General features: G+C 72.6%; 16 protein-coding genes. 1 reads left to right on the plus strand and 15 read right to left on the minus strand.

Features of this window, described 5'->3' with window-relative positions:
• Positions 1–42 precede the first annotated feature (42 nt).
• From B0I28_RS11685 to B0I28_RS11750, 14 genes are all read right to left on the minus strand, one after another.
• A complete protein-coding gene (locus B0I28_RS11685) occupies positions 43–357 on the minus strand; it encodes a DUF2516 family protein (RefSeq protein ID WP_106364019.1) in 315 nt (104 codons plus the stop codon).
• Between the two features lie 44 nt (positions 358–401).
• Positions 402–503 carry a 30S ribosomal protein bS22 gene (locus B0I28_RS11690; RefSeq protein WP_081687713.1) on the minus strand — a complete coding sequence of 34 codons (102 nt, stop codon included), beginning with the start codon at positions 501–503 and terminating at the stop codon, positions 402–404.
• 145 nt (positions 504–648) lie between these two features.
• Positions 649–852, minus strand: coding sequence for a helix-turn-helix domain-containing protein (locus B0I28_RS11695; protein WP_091031906.1), 204 nt, complete (start codon positions 850–852; stop codon positions 649–651).
• Between the two features lie 203 nt (positions 853–1,055).
• Entirely contained in the window at positions 1,056–2,840 is a 1,785-nt protein-coding gene (locus B0I28_RS11700) for a hypothetical protein (RefSeq protein ID WP_106364020.1), read from the minus strand.
• A gap of 133 nt (positions 2,841–2,973) precedes the next feature.
• Positions 2,974–3,894 (minus strand): proline dehydrogenase family protein, encoded by a 921-nt coding sequence (locus B0I28_RS11705; protein WP_106364021.1) that lies wholly within the window; start codon positions 3,892–3,894, stop codon positions 2,974–2,976.
• A gap of 159 nt (positions 3,895–4,053) precedes the next feature.
• On the minus strand, positions 4,054–4,674 hold the full coding sequence (locus tag B0I28_RS11710; protein ID WP_146148057.1) for a hypothetical protein: 621 nt from the start codon (positions 4,672–4,674) through the stop codon (positions 4,054–4,056).
• Between the two features lie 5 nt (positions 4,675–4,679).
• Positions 4,680–6,008, minus strand: a complete 1,329-nt coding sequence (locus tag B0I28_RS11715; protein WP_219926714.1) for a glycosyltransferase — start codon at positions 6,006–6,008, stop codon at positions 4,680–4,682.
• Complete coding sequence (locus tag B0I28_RS11720; protein WP_106364023.1) at positions 5,998–6,537, minus strand: hypothetical protein; 540 nt, start codon at positions 6,535–6,537, stop codon at positions 5,998–6,000. Before B0I28_RS11720 ends, B0I28_RS11715 begins: the two co-directional genes overlap by 11 nt.
• The gene (locus B0I28_RS11725; protein ID WP_219926715.1) at positions 6,534–7,742 is read right to left on the minus strand and encodes a glycosyltransferase; all 1,209 of its coding nucleotides are present in this window, start codon (positions 7,740–7,742) and stop codon (positions 6,534–6,536) included. The genes B0I28_RS11720 and B0I28_RS11725 overlap by 4 nt, the downstream gene beginning before the upstream one ends.
• 20 nt (positions 7,743–7,762) lie before the next feature.
• On the minus strand, positions 7,763–9,244 hold the full coding sequence (locus tag B0I28_RS11730) for a glycosyltransferase family 4 protein (RefSeq protein ID WP_219926716.1): 1,482 nt from the start codon (positions 9,242–9,244) through the stop codon (positions 7,763–7,765).
• A gap of 147 nt (positions 9,245–9,391) precedes the next feature.
• Positions 9,392–10,039: a hypothetical protein gene (locus B0I28_RS11735; RefSeq protein WP_106364024.1), complete on the minus strand. Its 648-nt coding sequence runs from the start codon at positions 10,037–10,039 to the stop codon at positions 9,392–9,394.
• Between the two features lie 4 nt (positions 10,040–10,043).
• Positions 10,044–11,363, minus strand: coding sequence for a glycosyltransferase (locus B0I28_RS11740; protein WP_106364025.1), 1,320 nt, complete (start codon positions 11,361–11,363; stop codon positions 10,044–10,046).
• The gene (locus B0I28_RS11745) at positions 11,356–11,892 is read right to left on the minus strand and encodes a hypothetical protein (protein ID WP_106364026.1); all 537 of its coding nucleotides are present in this window, start codon (positions 11,890–11,892) and stop codon (positions 11,356–11,358) included. Before B0I28_RS11745 ends, B0I28_RS11740 begins: the two co-directional genes overlap by 8 nt.
• Positions 11,889–13,106: a glycosyltransferase gene (locus B0I28_RS11750; RefSeq protein ID WP_219926717.1), complete on the minus strand. Its 1,218-nt coding sequence runs from the start codon at positions 13,104–13,106 to the stop codon at positions 11,889–11,891. Before B0I28_RS11750 ends, B0I28_RS11745 begins: the two co-directional genes overlap by 4 nt.
• Before the next feature lie 237 nt (positions 13,107–13,343).
• Between B0I28_RS11750 and B0I28_RS11755 the strand changes: the two genes are divergently transcribed.
• Positions 13,344–13,934 carry an acyltransferase gene (locus B0I28_RS11755; RefSeq protein WP_106364027.1) on the plus strand — a complete coding sequence of 197 codons (591 nt, stop codon included), beginning with the start codon at positions 13,344–13,346 and terminating at the stop codon, positions 13,932–13,934.
• 60 nt (positions 13,935–13,994) lie between these two features.
• On the opposite strand, the gene B0I28_RS11760 is transcribed toward B0I28_RS11755, so the two are convergent.
• The gene (locus tag B0I28_RS11760; RefSeq protein WP_106364028.1) at positions 13,995–15,278 is read right to left on the minus strand and encodes a nucleotide sugar dehydrogenase; all 1,284 of its coding nucleotides are present in this window, start codon (positions 15,276–15,278) and stop codon (positions 13,995–13,997) included.
• Positions 15,279–15,280: the final 2 nt, after the last annotated feature.

Raw genomic sequence — 15,280 nt, forward strand, 5'->3', positions numbered from 1 at the left:
CGGCTTTCCGCAAGTCGGATCGCTCCGGCGCGAGAGCGCACCTCAGTAGGTGCTGCCGCCGATGTCTTTGATGCCCGTGCGGACGTCCAGGAGGTACACCAGTGCCGCCGCGATGGCGACGAGTGCGAACAGGTTGAGCCGGCCGTAGCCGCCGAAGAGGAGCGCCAGCACGAGGCTCACGACGAGGAGCCCGAGCCAGGTGCCCTTCGAGAGGGTGCCGACGGCGTTGAACGCCTCGGGCTTCTGCACTGCGCAGTGGATGACGGCGATCAAGGACAGGAGCGCTGCTCCGTACCCGATGATCTGCGAGATCACGCCCCGGACATCGAAGGCGAACACGGCATCGAACTCTGGCATGCAGCCCAGCCTACCCGCAGGTGCTCGGAAGCCGGTCGCCTCGGTTACTTGCCGAGCTTGCGACGCTGAACGCGGGTCTTGCGGAGCAGCTTGCGGTGCTTCTTCTTCGCCATGCGCTTGCGCCGCTTCTTGATGACCGAGCCCATAGAGCTTCCTCACAGGTGTTGACTAGACGATAGTTAGAGCCCGACCAGCCTAGCCCGTCCCCCCGGCGGCCCCCTCGCCGGGCGAGTCCGTGCGAAGGCCCCGTCACAGCTCGCGCGTGGCGGGGCCGGGACTGGCCGAGCGGGGTCACTCGTCCGTCTGGAGGGCCTCGGAGAGGTAGGTCTTCACGGCGCTCTCGGGGACGCGGAAGGAGCGCCCCACCCGCACCGCCGCGATCTCACCGTTGTGGACGAGCCGGTACACCGTCATCTTCGAGACGCGCATCAACTCGGCCACTTCCGTCACCGTCAAGAACTTGACCTCGTCGAGGAGGTCCCCGGGTTCGCTCATGTGTCTCACCGTTCTGTCGAGGGCTGTTGCGAGCACTATTGCCTGTGCAAGGACGTGGGGTTGTGTGATGTGTTAGAGGTGCGGTGGACGCGAATGCCCTATGAACCGAAACAAGTCGGTCGTCACGAAGCGTGACGTTGATGTCTTTCGATTGGGATGTTGCTCATGTTACGGCAGTCCGCGCCACCCGGCAACACCCGATCTCACACGGTCTGGGCAATGAACGCCGTAATCTCCTCCATGATCGCCGCGTAGTCCTTTCCGTAGACGGTCTGCGCGGCGTCGACCGCGGGGGTGCCCTCGCGTGCGGTCAGCCCGAAGAACTCGGCGAACGCGTCGACCCCGTAGGTCTCGATCATGTAGTGGACGCCGAGGAACCCGCAGCCGTACTTCCCGGACCCCGCGAGGGTGTCGTCGTCCTCGTCGGGCGGGAGGATGTCGGCCGCGCAGCCGCCCTGGGCGACGTAGTCGCGCACGTCCCACATGCGGTCGTAGTCCTCCAGGGCCCGGTCGCCGTGGTCGATGTACTCGGCGACGCCCTCGACCATCCACCAGGTGTCGTCGGCGTACCGCTCGGACGGCGCGGCCCACAGGGTCACGGCGTGGCCGAGCTCGTGGCGGATGACGGAGGTGAGGCCCTCGCCCCAGCCGGTGCGGTCGACCCCCATGACGGTGGCGTACGTGGACGGCTGGCGCTCGCCGTCGACGGTCCCGTTGAGCGGCAGGGCGAAGCCGAGGACGTCCTCGGAGTCCCACATGCCGCCGAACCAGGTGTCGAACTCCTCGTCGGAGGCGATGTAGATGACGTACCGGTCGGGCTTCTCCCAGTACGCCCACTGGTCGGCGTTCTCGGCGGCGGCCTCGGAGACCGCGAGCGCCTCGTCGAGGCGGGCCTCCATGGACACCGGGACGGCGGTGACGGTGCGCTCGCCGACCGCGGCGACCAGGTCGGTGACCTCCCACGGGTGGGGGCCCTCGCCGAACTCGGAGTTCTGGACCTCGATCATGCGCATGCCGTCGTCGTCGGCCCGCCAGCGCGTGTCGAAGACGATGTCGGCGGCCTTGCAGGTCTCGGCGGGCTCGACGAAGCAGTAGGAGAGCGCGATCGAGATGTCGTAGAGGGGGACGGCGCCGGAGGCGTCCTCGATGGGGCCCGAGGCGATCTGGTAGTCGAAGCGGGACACCTGCATGGAGGTGAGCGAGTCGTACCGGCCGGTCATCTGCGTGTGCAGGGTCGGGTCGTAGGCGGCGAGCCAGCCGTCGAGGCTGCCGTTGAGGAGCGACTCGGACTGGGCGTCGAGGACGAGCTGGGCCTGCTCGCGCAGGTAGGCGAGGATCTCGGAGGCGGGGGCGTCGGCGTCGGGGCTGGGGACGGTGCCCTCGCCGGGCTCGACGGCGAGGCCGTCGATGGTGCCGGTGGGGTTGTCGGCGAAGCCGGGGCGCCAGCCGTTGACGAGGGCGCCGGCGAAGACTGAGGAGGCCACGAGGGCGACGACGATGAGGACGGTGGCGAGGCGGTTGCGCTTGGGCTCGGGGCGGGGCGCGTAGTAGCCCGCGGGGCCGCCGGGCCAGGGGGGCATGGCGGAGACGGGGATCGGGCCGGGCCCGACGCCGGGGGGGAGTTGTCCGGGAGGCATCTGCCCAGGATGGCCGTAGCCGGGCGGGACGGCTCCCGGCGGAGCCATGCCAGGGGCGCCCTGGGGGGCGCCGGGCGGCATCATGCCGGGGGGCGCCATGTCGACCGGGAGCGCCGACGGCGGCTGCGTGGGCTCGATCATCGGCGGCATGGGGGCGGGCTGCGGGAGCGCGGTCTCGGCGTTCTCGGCCTGCGGGAGGACGGGCCCGGGCGCGGCGGCGCGGGGCGCGTCGGAGGCGCCGCGCTGGCCGGGCACGAGCGGCGCGGCGGGGCCGGGCGGGTTCGCCGCCTGCGGCTCGGCGGCGGGCTGCTCGGGGGATGCCGGGGGGAAGTCCTCGGGGGCTTGAGTCACGTTCGCAACTGTAGTCGCCGTTCGCTAGTCGCGCGAGCCGCGAATGCGCGCCGTGCACCGGGCGTCCACCGGTCGCGGCGCAGCTCACCCGGGCCGGGGCGGCCTCCGCCGTCCCGGCCCGGATGTGAATTCGCTAAGACTTGGTCCACAGTGAGCGGAGGAACACGGCGAGGTTCGCGGGGCGCTCGGCCATGCGGCGCATGAGGTAGCCGTACCACTGGTCGCCGTAGGGGACGTAGACGCGCATCCGGTAGCCCTCGGAGGCGAGGCGCAGCTGCTCGGAGGTGCGGATGCCGTAGAGCATCTGGAACTCGAAGGAGTCCTTGTCGCGGTCGTACCAGCGGGCGCGGTCGACGCCGATCTCGATGAGCCGCGGGTCGTGGGTGGCGAGCATCGGGTAGCCGTCCCCGGCCATGAGGGCGTTGATGCACCGCACGTAGGAGCGGTCGACGTCGAGGCTGCGCTGGTAGGCGACGGACTCGGGCTCCTTGTAGGCGCCCTTGCACAGGCGGATGCGGGAGTCGGCGACGGCGTGGGCCTTGCAGTCGTCCTCGGTGCGGCGCAGGTACGCCTGGAGGACGGCGCCGGTGAGCGTGAACTCCTCGCGGAGGCGCTGCACGATCTCCAGGGTGGAGTCGGTGACCGTGTGGTCCTCCATGTCGACGGTGACGGTGGTCCCGGCGTCGGCGGCGGCCTCGCAGATCTCGCGGGCGCGGTCGTAGGCGAGCTCGGGGTCGAGGCGCTGGCCGAGCGCGGAGAGCTTGACGCTGACCTCGGCGGCCTTGGAGAGGCCCTCGCCCTTGAGGGCGGCGAGGAGGCTGAGGTACTCGTCGCGGGTGGCGTCGGCCTGCTCGACGACGACGGTGTCCTCGCCGAGGTAGTCGAGGGTGGCGAGGAGCCCGTCGGCGGCGAGCGCGCGGGTGGTGGCGACCGCCTCGGCCGTCGTCTCGCCCGCGACGTAGCGGCGCACGAGCGACCGGGACACGGGCGCGGTGCCGACGAGGCGCTCGATCTTCGATGACCTGGCGGCGGCGAGGATGACAGAACGCAGCATGAGTGCAGCGTAGCCTCCCGGTATGCGGGATCAGGTCACGGTGCCATAACACGTGTGCCGCAACATTGGAAACCAAGCCCTGGAAGGGAAGGAACGCTCCTCTTCCAAGGTCCGGCGATACTGCCGCCTCGGTTCGGTGTGGTCGTTGGCGGAGTCCGGTCACACCTGCGCGTACGGCCGCTCCGCTGCGGCCGGGTCGAAGCCCAGCTCAGGGGCGGGGTCGGTGACCGGGAGGGGCTCGAAGGCGCTCACGTCCATCGCGCGGGTGACCTCCAGGCCGGGGCGGCGGCGGGCGAGCGTCCACCCGAAGGGAACGGCCGCGGTGTCGGCGACGACCACGCGCCGGACCCCGTCGAGGCGCAGCGGCTCCAGGCGGCGCAGGGCGATCCGGCGCAGGCTGTGGCCGCGCACGGCCTGGTAGCCGCGCCAGAAGAACCACTTGCGGATCTTGCGGACGGCCTTGACGTGGAGGCGGCCGAGCCTGCGGCCGGCGCCGCCGATCGGGCCCGGGGCCCTGCCGAGGCGGCGGAAGAGGCCGCCGGGGCCGCGCTCGACGAGCATCGTGTACGTCCACACGAACGGCTGCCGGTTCTCGCGGTCGGCGAGCGACAGGACCTCGGCGCGCGGGTCGAAGCGCGGCGCCTGCTTCCAGCCCTGCCCGTCGGCGACGAGCACCGTGACGGGCACGCCCCGGGAGAGCAGGTAGTCGAGGTAGGAGTTGACGCGCTGCACGGCGGCCTTCCTGAAGGCCACCACCAGGACGCGGTCGGGGGTCGTCATCGCGGTCACCGTGCCTTCCGGGCGACGAGCTCGCGCGCCCACTGCTCGAACGGGGCGAGCGCCGCCTCCCTGGTGAAGGAGCGGGCGTACGCGCGGGCGCGGGCCGCGGTGTCGGGGTCGGCCTTGCGGGCGGCGTCCCCGGCGTCGGCCATCGCGGCGGCGACGTCGGCGGGGTCGAGGCTCGCGGGCTCGAACCACAGCGGGTAGTCCCGCAGCAGCTCCTCTGCGGCGCAGCCCTTCTCGTGGACCGAGACGATCGGCTTGCCCGTCGCCATGTACTCGAAGACCTTCCCGGTCGTGACGTACTTGGACCCGCCGTTGAGGAACACGAGGACGTCGCTGGCGGCGTACGCGGTGCCGATCTCGGACTTGGGGACCGGGCCCCGGTAGGCCACGCCGGGCCGTTCGCGGTCGAGGCCCAGCTCGGCGCGGAGCTTCATCTCCTGCGAGGAGAAGAACCCGATGTGGCCGTACAGGTCCAGGCCCGCGCCGGGGTGGGCCCCGGACTCGGCCAAGAGCCGGTGCCCCTCCAGCAGCGACTCGATGGGCTGCACGTGGGTGAGGGTCCCGATGAACGCGAACGACAGCGGCCGGGCCTCATCGGGGGCCGAGGCGATGGCCTCGGCGTCCATGATGTCGGGGTCCCAGCCGTTGAGGACGACCTGCATCCGGTCGGCGGCGAACGGGTACTTCGCGGCGTGCCAGGCGCGCAGCGCGTCGTTGACGTGGACCGCGGCCGAGGCGGTGCGGTGGATCTCGGCCTCCCAGCGCCAGGCGGCGTGCCCGGGCGGGAACTTGTCGGTGTTGCCGAACTGGTCGAGGGTCCACGAGTCGCGGTAGTCGATGACGAACGGGACCTTCGTGCGGCGCTCCAGCTCCCATGCGGCCCAGAACGACGCGAACGGGTTCCCGGTCGCGACCACCAGATCGAACGGCTGCTCGCGGTGGAGGCGGCGGCCGGTCTTGACGGCGTTCTCGGCCCACGTGACGTAGTGCTCGGGGAAGGTCCGGTCCAGGCGGCGCTGGTAGCGCTTCTGCGCGAGGACCGGGAAGTTCCCGCGCCAGAACGAGTAGTCGCGCAGGTCGTTCTCCCACGCGAAGAAGTCCATCTCCGGCTGGAGGACGGTCACGCGCGGGTCGATCGTCTCCACGAGCGCCTCGTCGACGGAGCGGATGATGTCGTAGAAGAACCTGTCGGGGGCGCGCAGGACGGTGACGTCCCAGCCCTGCTCGGCGAAGTGGTTCGCGGTGGCGCGGGCGCGGAAGACGCCGCTGGCGCGCGAGGGCGGGAAGTAGTACGCCAGGTACAGCAGGCGCGGGCGCTCAGCGCTCACGGGCGGCCTCCGCTCGGGGCTCGAAGGAGAAGGTGGTGACGAGCTCGGGGCGCTCGTCCAGGAGCCGCGGCAGCCAGTGGACGCCCAGTTCGACGGCCTGCGGCTCGTGGAGGACGAGCCAGTCGAAGTCCCCCGCGGCGACCGCGGCGGCGACGGCGTCGCGGCGGTGCGCCTCGCGCAGCCGCTTCGTCTCGGGCCAGCGGCGGCGCTTGAGCGGGCCCAGGACCGTGCGCCGCCACCAGCGCGAGAGCCTGTCGGCGGGCCCGTGCAGCGGCCCGCGGCCGACGGCGCGCAGGACCCCGAGGGGGATCTTCCGCAGGAACACCGCGATGAAGGCGGGTTCGGGGGCGCTGACCTTCGTCGCGCCGGTCCAGCGGACTTCGACGCGCTCGTCGAGCGGCGTCAGGTCCCAGTCGGGGTTCTCCTCGGCGACGACGCGCACGGCGTGCCCGGCGTCGGCCGCGGCGCGCGACTCGGCCGCGAGGGCCTGGCGCCACGCGCTCTTGGGCGCTACGAACACGATCCTCATCGGCGGCCTTCCCGGTCCCAGACCTCGAAGTGGCGCTCGGCCACGGTCTCGTAGGAGTACTTGGCGCGCAGGAGCTCCCGCGCCGCGTCCACATCGGTCTTCTCCGGGTACCGCTCGCGCAGCTCCAGGTAGGCGGCGACGAGCACGTCCGGGTCGTCGTCCACGTCGTAGAGCCGCCCGGCCTCCGACTCGATGCCGCGCAGCACCTGGTCGGAGCCGCCGCAGCGGCTCACCAGGACCGGCGTCCCGGCCGCGAGCGCCTCGACCACGACGACGCCGAACGTCTCGTGGCGGCTGGTGTGGACGAACAGGTCGTGGGAGGCCATGAGCCCCGGGACCTCCGAGGGGTCCACCGAGCCGAGGAACGCCACGGCGTCGGCGACGCCGAGGTCCGCGGCGAGGGCCTCCAGCGCCGGGCGCAGCTTCCCGTCGCCGGCGAGGGTCAGCGTCAGCTCCGGGTCGTCCGCGCGGCAGCGGCGGAACGCCTCCAGGAGGTAGTCGATGCGCTTGCGCTCGTTCAGGGCCGCGACCGACAGCCACCGGCGCAGCGACCGCGGGGCCTCGGCGCGGGCGGTGCGGAAGTCGATCGGGTTCGCGATGTACTCCAGCTTGTCCGCGAACCGCGGGAACGTCGCGGCGATGAGGTCGTGCAGGGGCTCGCCGACGACGAAGAACCCGTCGGCGCGCTCCAGGACCTGCTCGTAGCGGGCGCGGGCCGCGGGCTGGTCCAGCAGGTCGGCGAGGAACGACGAGTGCTCGGTCATGTAGACGCGCGCGTCCGGCGCCGCGTTCTCCAGGGCCGCCCAGCCGCCGGTGATCGGCACGTGCGCGTGGACGATCGGCGCGTCCAGGGGCCTGCCGCCGAGGAACGTGCGCAGCCACCGCGCCGACGCGTCGGAGTGGGTGATCCACGCGGTGTCCCGCGGCGTCAGCGTCGGGACCCGGTGCAGGACCGCCCCGCCCGCGGTCGCCAGCGGCGCGTCGGCGCGCGCCAGCAGCCGGGCGTGCAGGTCGAGGACCTCCGGGTTCGCGTCCAGCGGCGCGCCCGCCTCGCCGACCGGCCAGCTCTTCAGGTGGTACACGTCCAGGTCCGAGCACCCCCCGGCGACGGCCTCCACCTGGGCCTTGACGAAGGCCCCCGCGTAGGTCACCTGCGGGTCCGGGTACCAGGGCGTCACCACGGCGACGTGCCGGTCTGCGTTCACTGTGTCCGGTGCTCCTCTTCTCAGGCGCCCAGCAGGCGCCCGTACAGGTCGGTGAGCCGCCTCGCCTGGGAGTCCCAGGTCCACTCGTCGAGCGGGACGCGCTCGGCGTACGCCTTGCGGTACGTCTCCGGGTCGTCGAGGACGGCCCGCACGGCGCGCGTGAAGTCGGCGGTGTCCTCGGCGGTGAAGACCTCCCCCTGGCCGGTGCGGTGCACCAGTCCCGACATGGTCTTCACGTCCGAGACGACCACGGGGATGCGCGCGTGCGAGTACTCGAAGAACTTCGTGATGAGGGAGATCTCGTGGTTGCCCCAGTGGTGGATGGGGATCACGCCCAGGTCCGCCTCCGCCAGGAACGGCACGACCTGGCGGTGCGGCACGTATTCGAGGACGTGGACGCGGTCGGCGACCCCGAGCTCGGCGGCCCGCTCCTGCGTGCGCTTGATGTACCGCCACTGCGGGTACGACACGATGAGCGCGGCGTGGACGCCCGGCAGGTCCGGGAGGGCCTCGACGAGGATGTGCAGGCCGCGCTGCTCCAGCGGCGCGCCCGAGTAGACCATGAGCGGCGTGCCGGGGCCGATGCCGCAGCGCTCGCGCAGGCCCGGCACGGGCTGCTCGACCGCGCCCGACGTGTCGGGCACGTTCATGACGACCTCGGGGAGCTCCTTGAGGCCGTGCCGGTCGCGGAGCATCTCCGCGAGCAGCTCCGAGACGGTGACCACGGCGTCGGCGTACGGCGCGAACTCGCGCTCGTGGCCGATCTGCGCGTCCTTCCACCACGGGTGGCTCTTCCACGACTTCATGCCGGGCAGGTACTCGTGCGCGTCCCACACCAGCTTCACGTCCCGGCCCGCGGCCTTCGCGCGCAGCTTCGCGCGCGCGCCGACGCCGAGCATCTGGAAGTCGTTGGCGTGGATCAGGTCCGGGCGCAGCTCGTCCACGACGGGGCCGAACGACAGCTCCAGGTCCCACAGCGCCGGGTCGAGGCGCCGCCACGCCCGGTCGCCCATCGTCGCCTTCCAGAAAATCGCGGCGAGCCGGTCGGCGCCGCCCTTCGCCGCAGCGCGGTCCGCTTCGAGCTTCCGGGTCGCCTTGCGGCGCAACCCGGTCCAGCCCCAGAACGCCCGGTACGCGGCCTCGCGCGGCGCCAGCGCCAGCGCCGACGCCCCGCGGGCCCGCTCGGTGTCGAGGTCGGCGCGCCACGCGCGCGCCTGCCGCTGCCGGTAGGCCGCGAGCGGCCCCGGCGGGTACGCGAGCGGGGAGCGCAGCCAGCCGCGGCGCATCTCGTGGCGGCGGCGGTCGAACACCCGGTTGACGGGCACGAGGCGCACCGTGGCCCCGCCGAGCGCCCACTCCTCGGCCTTCCCCGACGGCGACGCGCCGAGCAGGACGACCTCGTACCCCGCCGCGGCGGCGGACTCGGCCTCCTTCTGCACGCGCGAATCGCCGGTGACGCCGTTCTGCACCAGCATCACGACCCGCCGGGGGTGCTCCGCCATCGTTCCTCCGAGTTCAACGTACGCCTGCCGGGCAAACGCGAGTTCCCGGCGGGCACATCGTACGAGACGGGCTGCGTCACCTGGCGTTTCCCTAATGTTGAGGGTGCCGCGCCGAAGTGTTCAGCCGCTGTTTCCCGGAGGCGGCGGTCAGATCCGGATGTACGGGTCCCTGGCCTCGGGGGCCTCGGTCGGGCCGGTGACGGGGAGGTCCTCGTGGCGCTTCTTGTCCAGGGTCCTCGTCACTTCGAGTCCGGGGAACCGGTTGGCGAGCATCCATCCGAAGGGGACGGCGCCCTCGTCGAGGATGACGACGCGGTCGGCGCGCGCCAGGCCGAGCGCCTCGACGCGGCGGCCCGCGATGCGGCGCAGCGCCTGCGGGCGCAGCGGCCGGTACACGGGCCAGAACACCCACGTGCGGAGCTTCCCGGTGGCCTTGCGGTGGATCCGGCGGGCGCGTCCGGCGGCCCGTCCGGCCTTGCCGGGCAGGCGCTGCTCCAGCCGCTTGAGGACGGCGCGCGGGGCGCGCTCGACGGCCATGAGGTAGAGCCAGACGCCGGGCTGGCGGTTCTCGCGCCGGCCGATGCTGAGGACCTGCGCGCGGCCGTCGACCTTCTCGGCCTTGCGCCAGCCGGGCCCGTTGGCGACGAGGACCGTGACCTCGACGCCCCTCGGGGCGACCTCGGCGACGTACTCGTTGAGCCGCGGCAGGGCGCCCTTCTTGAAGACGACGGCGACTTCGCGGCGGGCGGCCGCTTCGCGCTCGGCCGTGCCCGCGGCGCTTCGCTTGGTGTCCACGGCGCTACCCCTTCCGCTTCGCGACGAGGTCGCGGGACCACTGCTCGAACGGCCGGAGCGCGGCGTACCTGGTGAACGACTGGGCGTACTCGCGGGCCTGCGCGGCCGTGTCGGGGTCGGCCTTGCGGGCGGCGTCCCCGGCGTCGGCCATCGCCGCCGCCACATGCTCCGGGTCGAGGCTCTCGGGCTCGAACCACAGCGGGTAGTCCCGCAGCAGCTCCTCTGCGGCGCAGCCCTTCTCGTGGACGGAGACGATCGGCTTGCCCGTCGCCATGTACTCGAAGACCTTCCCGGTGGTCACGTACTTCGAGCCGCCGGTCATGAACACGAGGACGTCGCTGGCGGCGTACGCGGTCGCGATGGCGGGCTTGGGGACCGGGCCGCGGATCGTGACGCCGGGGATCTCCTCGTCGAGCCCGAGCTGGGCCCGCAGTTCGTCCTCGGTGTTCGCGAAGAACCCGATGTGGCCGTAGAAGTCCAGCCGGGCGCCCGCGTGGGCGTCGCGCTCGGTCATGATCCGGTACCCGTCCAGGAGCGAGCCGATGGGCTGCACGTGGGTGAGGGTGCCGACGAACGAGAACGACAGGGGCCGGTCCTCGTCGGCCGCGGGCGGCTCGTCGGAGACGACGTCGGGGTCCCAGCCGTTGAGGACGACCTGCATCCGGTCGGCGGCCTCGGGGTACTTGCGGGCGTGCCAGCCGCGCAGGGCGTCGTTGACGTGCAGCGACGCGGCGGCCGAGCCGAGGATGCGCCGCTCCCACTTCCACGCGGGGTGCTCCGGCGGGAACATGTCGGCGTTCTCGAACTGGTTGAGCGTCCACGCGTCGCGGTAGTCCACGACGAACGGGCGGCGCGTGAGCTTGGAGAGGGCCCACGCGGATCCGAAGGACGCGAACGGGTTCCCGGTCGCGACGATGAGGTCGAACGGGCGCCTGCGGTGGCGCCGCAGCCCCTCGCGGAGGGCGTTCACGCCCCAGCCCTGGTACTTGTCGGGGAAGACGTGGTCCTGCTTCCAGTTGAACCAGTTGCGGGCCGCGGCGGGGAAGTTCCCGCGGAAGCGCCCGTACCGGCGGACGTCGGTCTCCCACCGGAAGTAGTCCATCTCGACCTCGGCGACCTCGATGCGCGGGTCGACCGTGGCGGTCATGGCGTCGTCGCGGGCGCCGGTGATCTCGTCGAAGAACCGGTCGGGGCCGCGCAGGACGGTCACGTCCCAGCCCTGCTCGGCGAAGTAGTTCGCGGTGGCGCGGGCGCGGAAGACGCCGCTGGCGCGCGAGGGCGGGAAGAAGAACGCCAGGTACAGCAGGCGCGGTCGCTCAGCCATCGGTCTCGTCCCACAGTTCTTCGAAGGCGTACGTGGTGCGCAGCGCGGGACGCTCGGCGATGAGCGCGGGCAGGAACCCGGCGACGGCCTCGACGGCGAGCGGCTCGTGGAGCACCACCCAGTCGGGGGCCCAGCGCTGGACCTGCTCGCGGACGACCGCGTCGCGGCGGTCGCGGCGCAGGCGCTGCGTGCGGGTCTTCTTGTCGGCGTCGAGCCCGGCGATGACGGTGGCGCGGTAGTGCTTCGCGGCCTTGCGGGCGCGCCTGCGCAGCGGCCCGCGGCCGACGCGGCGCAGCAACCCGAGCGGGACCTTCCGGCGGAAGAACCGGGTGGCGGCCGGCTCGGTGTAGCTCACCGCGGAGGAGCCGATCCAGTGCGTCTCGACGCGGCCGTCGAGGTCGTGCCCGGCGAGTTTCGCCTCGCTCTCGGCGACCAGGAGGACCCGGTGCCCGGCGTCGGCGGCGCGGCGGGTCTCGGTGGCGAGGGCCTTGGCCCGGGCGCCGGAGGGCGCCACGAACAGGACGTTCATCGCTCGGCTCCGTTCTCTCCGAACCAGATCCGGTGGTACTGCGCGCCAATGGCCTCATAACCGTACTTCGATTCGAGGTGCCCGCGGGCGTGTTCGAGGTCGGTCTTCGACGGGTAGCGCTCGCGCAGGAGCCGGTAGCCGTCGACGAGCGCCTGCGGGTCGTCGACGACGTCGATCATGACGCCCGCGGCGTCCTCGATGCCGTCGAGCACCAGCTCGGGCCCGCCGCAGCGGGTGATGAGCACCGGGAGGCCCGCGGCGACGGCCTCGACGGCGACCACGCCGAACGTCTCGAAGGCGCTGGGGTGGACGAGCACGTCGTGCGCGGCCATGATCCCGGGGACCTCGGAGGGCTGGACCATCCCGAGGAACGTCACGGCCTCCCGGACGCCCAGCTCGTCGACGAGCGCTTCGATCTCGGGCCGCAGGACGCCGTCGCCGGCGAGGGTCAGCGTCAGGGACGGGTCGTCCGCGCGGCAGGCCGCGAACGCGCGCAGCAGGTGGTCGTGGCGCTTCCCGGCCTTGAACGACGCGACCGACAGCCAGCGGCGCAGCGCCGTCGGCGGGGCGGCGCGGCGGGTCCCGAAGTCGATCGGGTTCGCGATGTACCGGATCTTGTCGGCGTGGTGCGGGAAGGTCCCGGCGACGACGTCGTGGAGGACGTCGCCGACGACGAAGTACCCGGCGAGCCGGTGGAGGATCTCGTCGTACATCGCGCGGGCGCGCGGCTGGCGGAGGATCTTCACCAGGAACGAGGCGTGCTCGGTGGCGTAGACGCGCGCGTCGGGCCGGCAGTTCTGGAGCGCCGCCCAGGCGCTGTAGATCGGGACGTGCGCGTGGATGACGGGCGCCTCGATCGGCTCGCCGCCGAGGGCCGCCTTCAGCCAGTGGGCGTGGTGCTCGGCGCGCTCGCCGAAGTCGCGCCACTTGGACTTCGGGAGGATCACCGGGACCCGCCGCAGGCGGGCGCCCGCGACGGTCCTGACGGGCGGGACGGACCGGGGCAGCATCCCGGCGTGGGCGTCCCAGATGCGCTCGCGCCGTTCGGCGGAGGCGTTGACGATCCACTCGTCGGTGTGGAACACGTCGAGCCGGTCGAGGCCGGGCGCGACGGCCGCCGCCATGGACTCCACGAACGCGCCGGAGAACGGGATCTGGGCGTCGGGGTACCACGGCGTGAGTACGGCGACGTGCCGCTCCTGGTCCTGGGTCACCACTGCTGTCCTGCGTCTCCTGTCCGGCCGCGGCGGCGCCGGGCTCGGGGCCGCGGCGGCACATAGGAGATTACATGAACACGGCCTTATGTTCGCATGTCGGCCCGGTTTCGCGATCCTTGGGCACATCGTGCAACCTGGTCGCTCGCCCAGGCGTCGGCTCCCGCCGCGTCGGGGTCGCGGAGGGCCGTCCGTATGATCGGGGCGCAGGTACAACGGACGACGCGAAGGCGAGCGATGGCACACCGGATTCAACCGACGGCCCAGGTCCACGAGAGCGCCGCGATCGGGGACGGCACCAGCGTGTGGGAGCTCGCGCAGGTCCGCGAGGGCGCGTCCCTCGGCGCCGGCTGCGTCATCGGGCGCGGCGCGTACATCGGCACCGGCGTGCAGATCGGCGACAACGTGAAGATCCAGAACTACGCCCTCGTGTACGAGCCCGCGCGGCTCGCCGACGGCGTGTTCATCGGCCCCGCCGCGGTCCTCACCAACGACCACAACCCGCGCGCCGTGGGCGTCGACGGCGGCCGCAAGGGCGCCGCCGACTGGGAGGCCGTCGGCGTCGACATCGCCGAGGGCGCCTCGATCGGCGCGCGCGCCGTGTGCGTCGCCCCCGTCCGCATCGGCAGGTGGGCGATGGTCGCCGCGGGCGCCGTCGTCACCAAGGACGTCCCCGACCACGCGCTCGTCATGGGCGTGCCCGCCCGCCGCGCCGGCTGGGTCGGGCGCTCCGGCGAGCGCCTGAAGGAGGCCGGCGACGGCCTGTGGGAATGCCCCGCCACCGGCGAGCGCTACCGCGAATCGGCCGCGGGCCTCGAACTCGCCTGAGCGGCGACGTGAAAGCGCCCGCCCGGTCATCCGACCGGGCGGGCGCTCGCGTCCAGGGGCCTACTGGCCGATGACGATGTGGCGGCGGCCCTCCCAGGCGGCCGGGTCCGTGATGCGGCGCCCGTCGAGGAGGACGGCGACCTCCGGCAGGTCCGCGGCGGACAGCGACCGGTACTCGGCGTGGTCGGCCTGCACGACGGCGGCGGTGACGGTCTCGCCGCGGTGCGGGACGAGCCCCTCGGCCTCCAGCTCCGCGTCGGTGTACATCGGGTCGCTCACGTACACCGCGGCGCCCTTCGCCTTCAGCGACTCCACGAGCGGGAACACCCCGGAGAACGCGGTCTCCTTGACCCCGCCGCGGTAGGCCGCGCCGAGGACGAGCACCGAGGCGCCCTCCAGGCCCCCGTGGGCCGCTTCGAGGACGTCCGCGGAGTACGACGGCATCGCGGCGTTCGCGGCGCGGGCGGCGCGCACCACCGTCGCGTCGGGGTCGTTCCACAGGTACATCTGCGGGTAGATCGGGATGCAGTGCCCGCCCACGGCGATGCCGGGCCGGTGGATGTGGCTGTACGGCTGCGAGTTGCACGCCTCGATGACCTTCATGACGTCCAGGCCCTGCTTGTCGGCGAAGCGCGCGAACTGGTTCGCGAGGCCGATGTTGACGTCCCGGTACGTGGTCTCGGCGAGCTTCGCCATCTCCGACGCCTCGGCGGACCCGAGGTCCCACACGCCGTTGGGCCGCGGCAGGTCGTCGCGCTCGTCGAAGTCGAGCACGGCCTCGTAGAACCGCACGCCCGCCTCGGCGGACGCCTCGTCGATGCCGCCGACGAGCTTCGGGTAGCGGCGCAGGTCCGCGAAGACCCGCCCGGTCAGGACCCGCTCGGGGCTGAACACCAGGTGGAAGTCCTTCCCGGCGGTGAGGCCCGAGCCGGCCTCCAGCATCGGCGCCCAGCGCTCGCGCGTGGTGCCCACCGGCAGCGTCGTCTCGTAGGAGACGAGCGTGCCCGGCTTGAGGCCCTTGGCGACCGCCTGCGTGGCGGCGTCCATCCACCCGAAGTCCGGGACGCCCTCGGCGTCGACGAACAGCGGCACGACGATGACGACGGCCTCGGACTCGGCGACGGCGGCCGCGGTGTCCGTGGTGGCCCGCAGGTTCCCGGCGGCCACGGCCTCCTTCAGCTTCTCGCCGAGCAGGTGCTCGCCGGGGAAGGGCTCCACGCCGTCGTTGACGGCCTGGACGACCTTCGCGTTCACGTCGGCGCCGATGACCTCGTGGCCCTTCGCGGCGAACTGGACGGCCAGCGGCAGCCCGATCTTGCCCAATGCGACGACAGAGACTCTCATGT

Origin of the sequence: Glycomyces artemisiae (assembly GCF_003002955.1) — a bacterium.
Classification (GTDB): Bacteria; Actinomycetota; Actinomycetes; order Mycobacteriales; family Micromonosporaceae; genus Glycomyces; species Glycomyces artemisiae.

Bases quoted from the DNA above. Each gene is read 5' to 3' on its own strand.
- B0I28_RS11745 (WP_106364026.1), bottom strand. From the start codon at position 11,892: ATGAACGTCCTGTTCGTGGCGCCCTCCGGCGCCCGGGCCAAGGCCCTC.
- B0I28_RS11695 (WP_091031906.1), bottom strand. From the start codon at position 852: ATGAGCGAACCCGGGGACCTCCTCGACGAGGTCAAGTTCTTGACGGTG.
- B0I28_RS11760 (WP_106364028.1), bottom strand. From the start codon at position 15,278: ATGAGAGTCTCTGTCGTCGCATTGGGCAAGATCGGGCTGCCGCTGGCC.
- B0I28_RS11740 (WP_106364025.1), bottom strand. From the start codon at position 11,363: ATGGCTGAGCGACCGCGCCTGCTGTACCTGGCGTTCTTCTTCCCGCCC.
- B0I28_RS11705 (WP_106364021.1), bottom strand. From the start codon at position 3,894: ATGCTGCGTTCTGTCATCCTCGCCGCCGCCAGGTCATCGAAGATCGAG.
- B0I28_RS11710 (WP_146148057.1), bottom strand. From the start codon at position 4,674: ATGACGACCCCCGACCGCGTCCTGGTGGTGGCCTTCAGGAAGGCCGCC.
- B0I28_RS11720 (WP_106364023.1), bottom strand. From the start codon at position 6,537: ATGAGGATCGTGTTCGTAGCGCCCAAGAGCGCGTGGCGCCAGGCCCTC.
- B0I28_RS11730 (WP_219926716.1), bottom strand. From the start codon at position 9,244: ATGGCGGAGCACCCCCGGCGGGTCGTGATGCTGGTGCAGAACGGCGTC.
- B0I28_RS11685 (WP_106364019.1), bottom strand. From the start codon at position 357: ATGCCAGAGTTCGATGCCGTGTTCGCCTTCGATGTCCGGGGCGTGATC.
- B0I28_RS11755 (WP_106364027.1), top strand. From the start codon at position 13,344: ATGGCACACCGGATTCAACCGACGGCCCAGGTCCACGAGAGCGCCGCG.
- B0I28_RS11690 (WP_081687713.1), bottom strand. From the start codon at position 503: ATGGGCTCGGTCATCAAGAAGCGGCGCAAGCGCATGGCGAAGAAGAAG.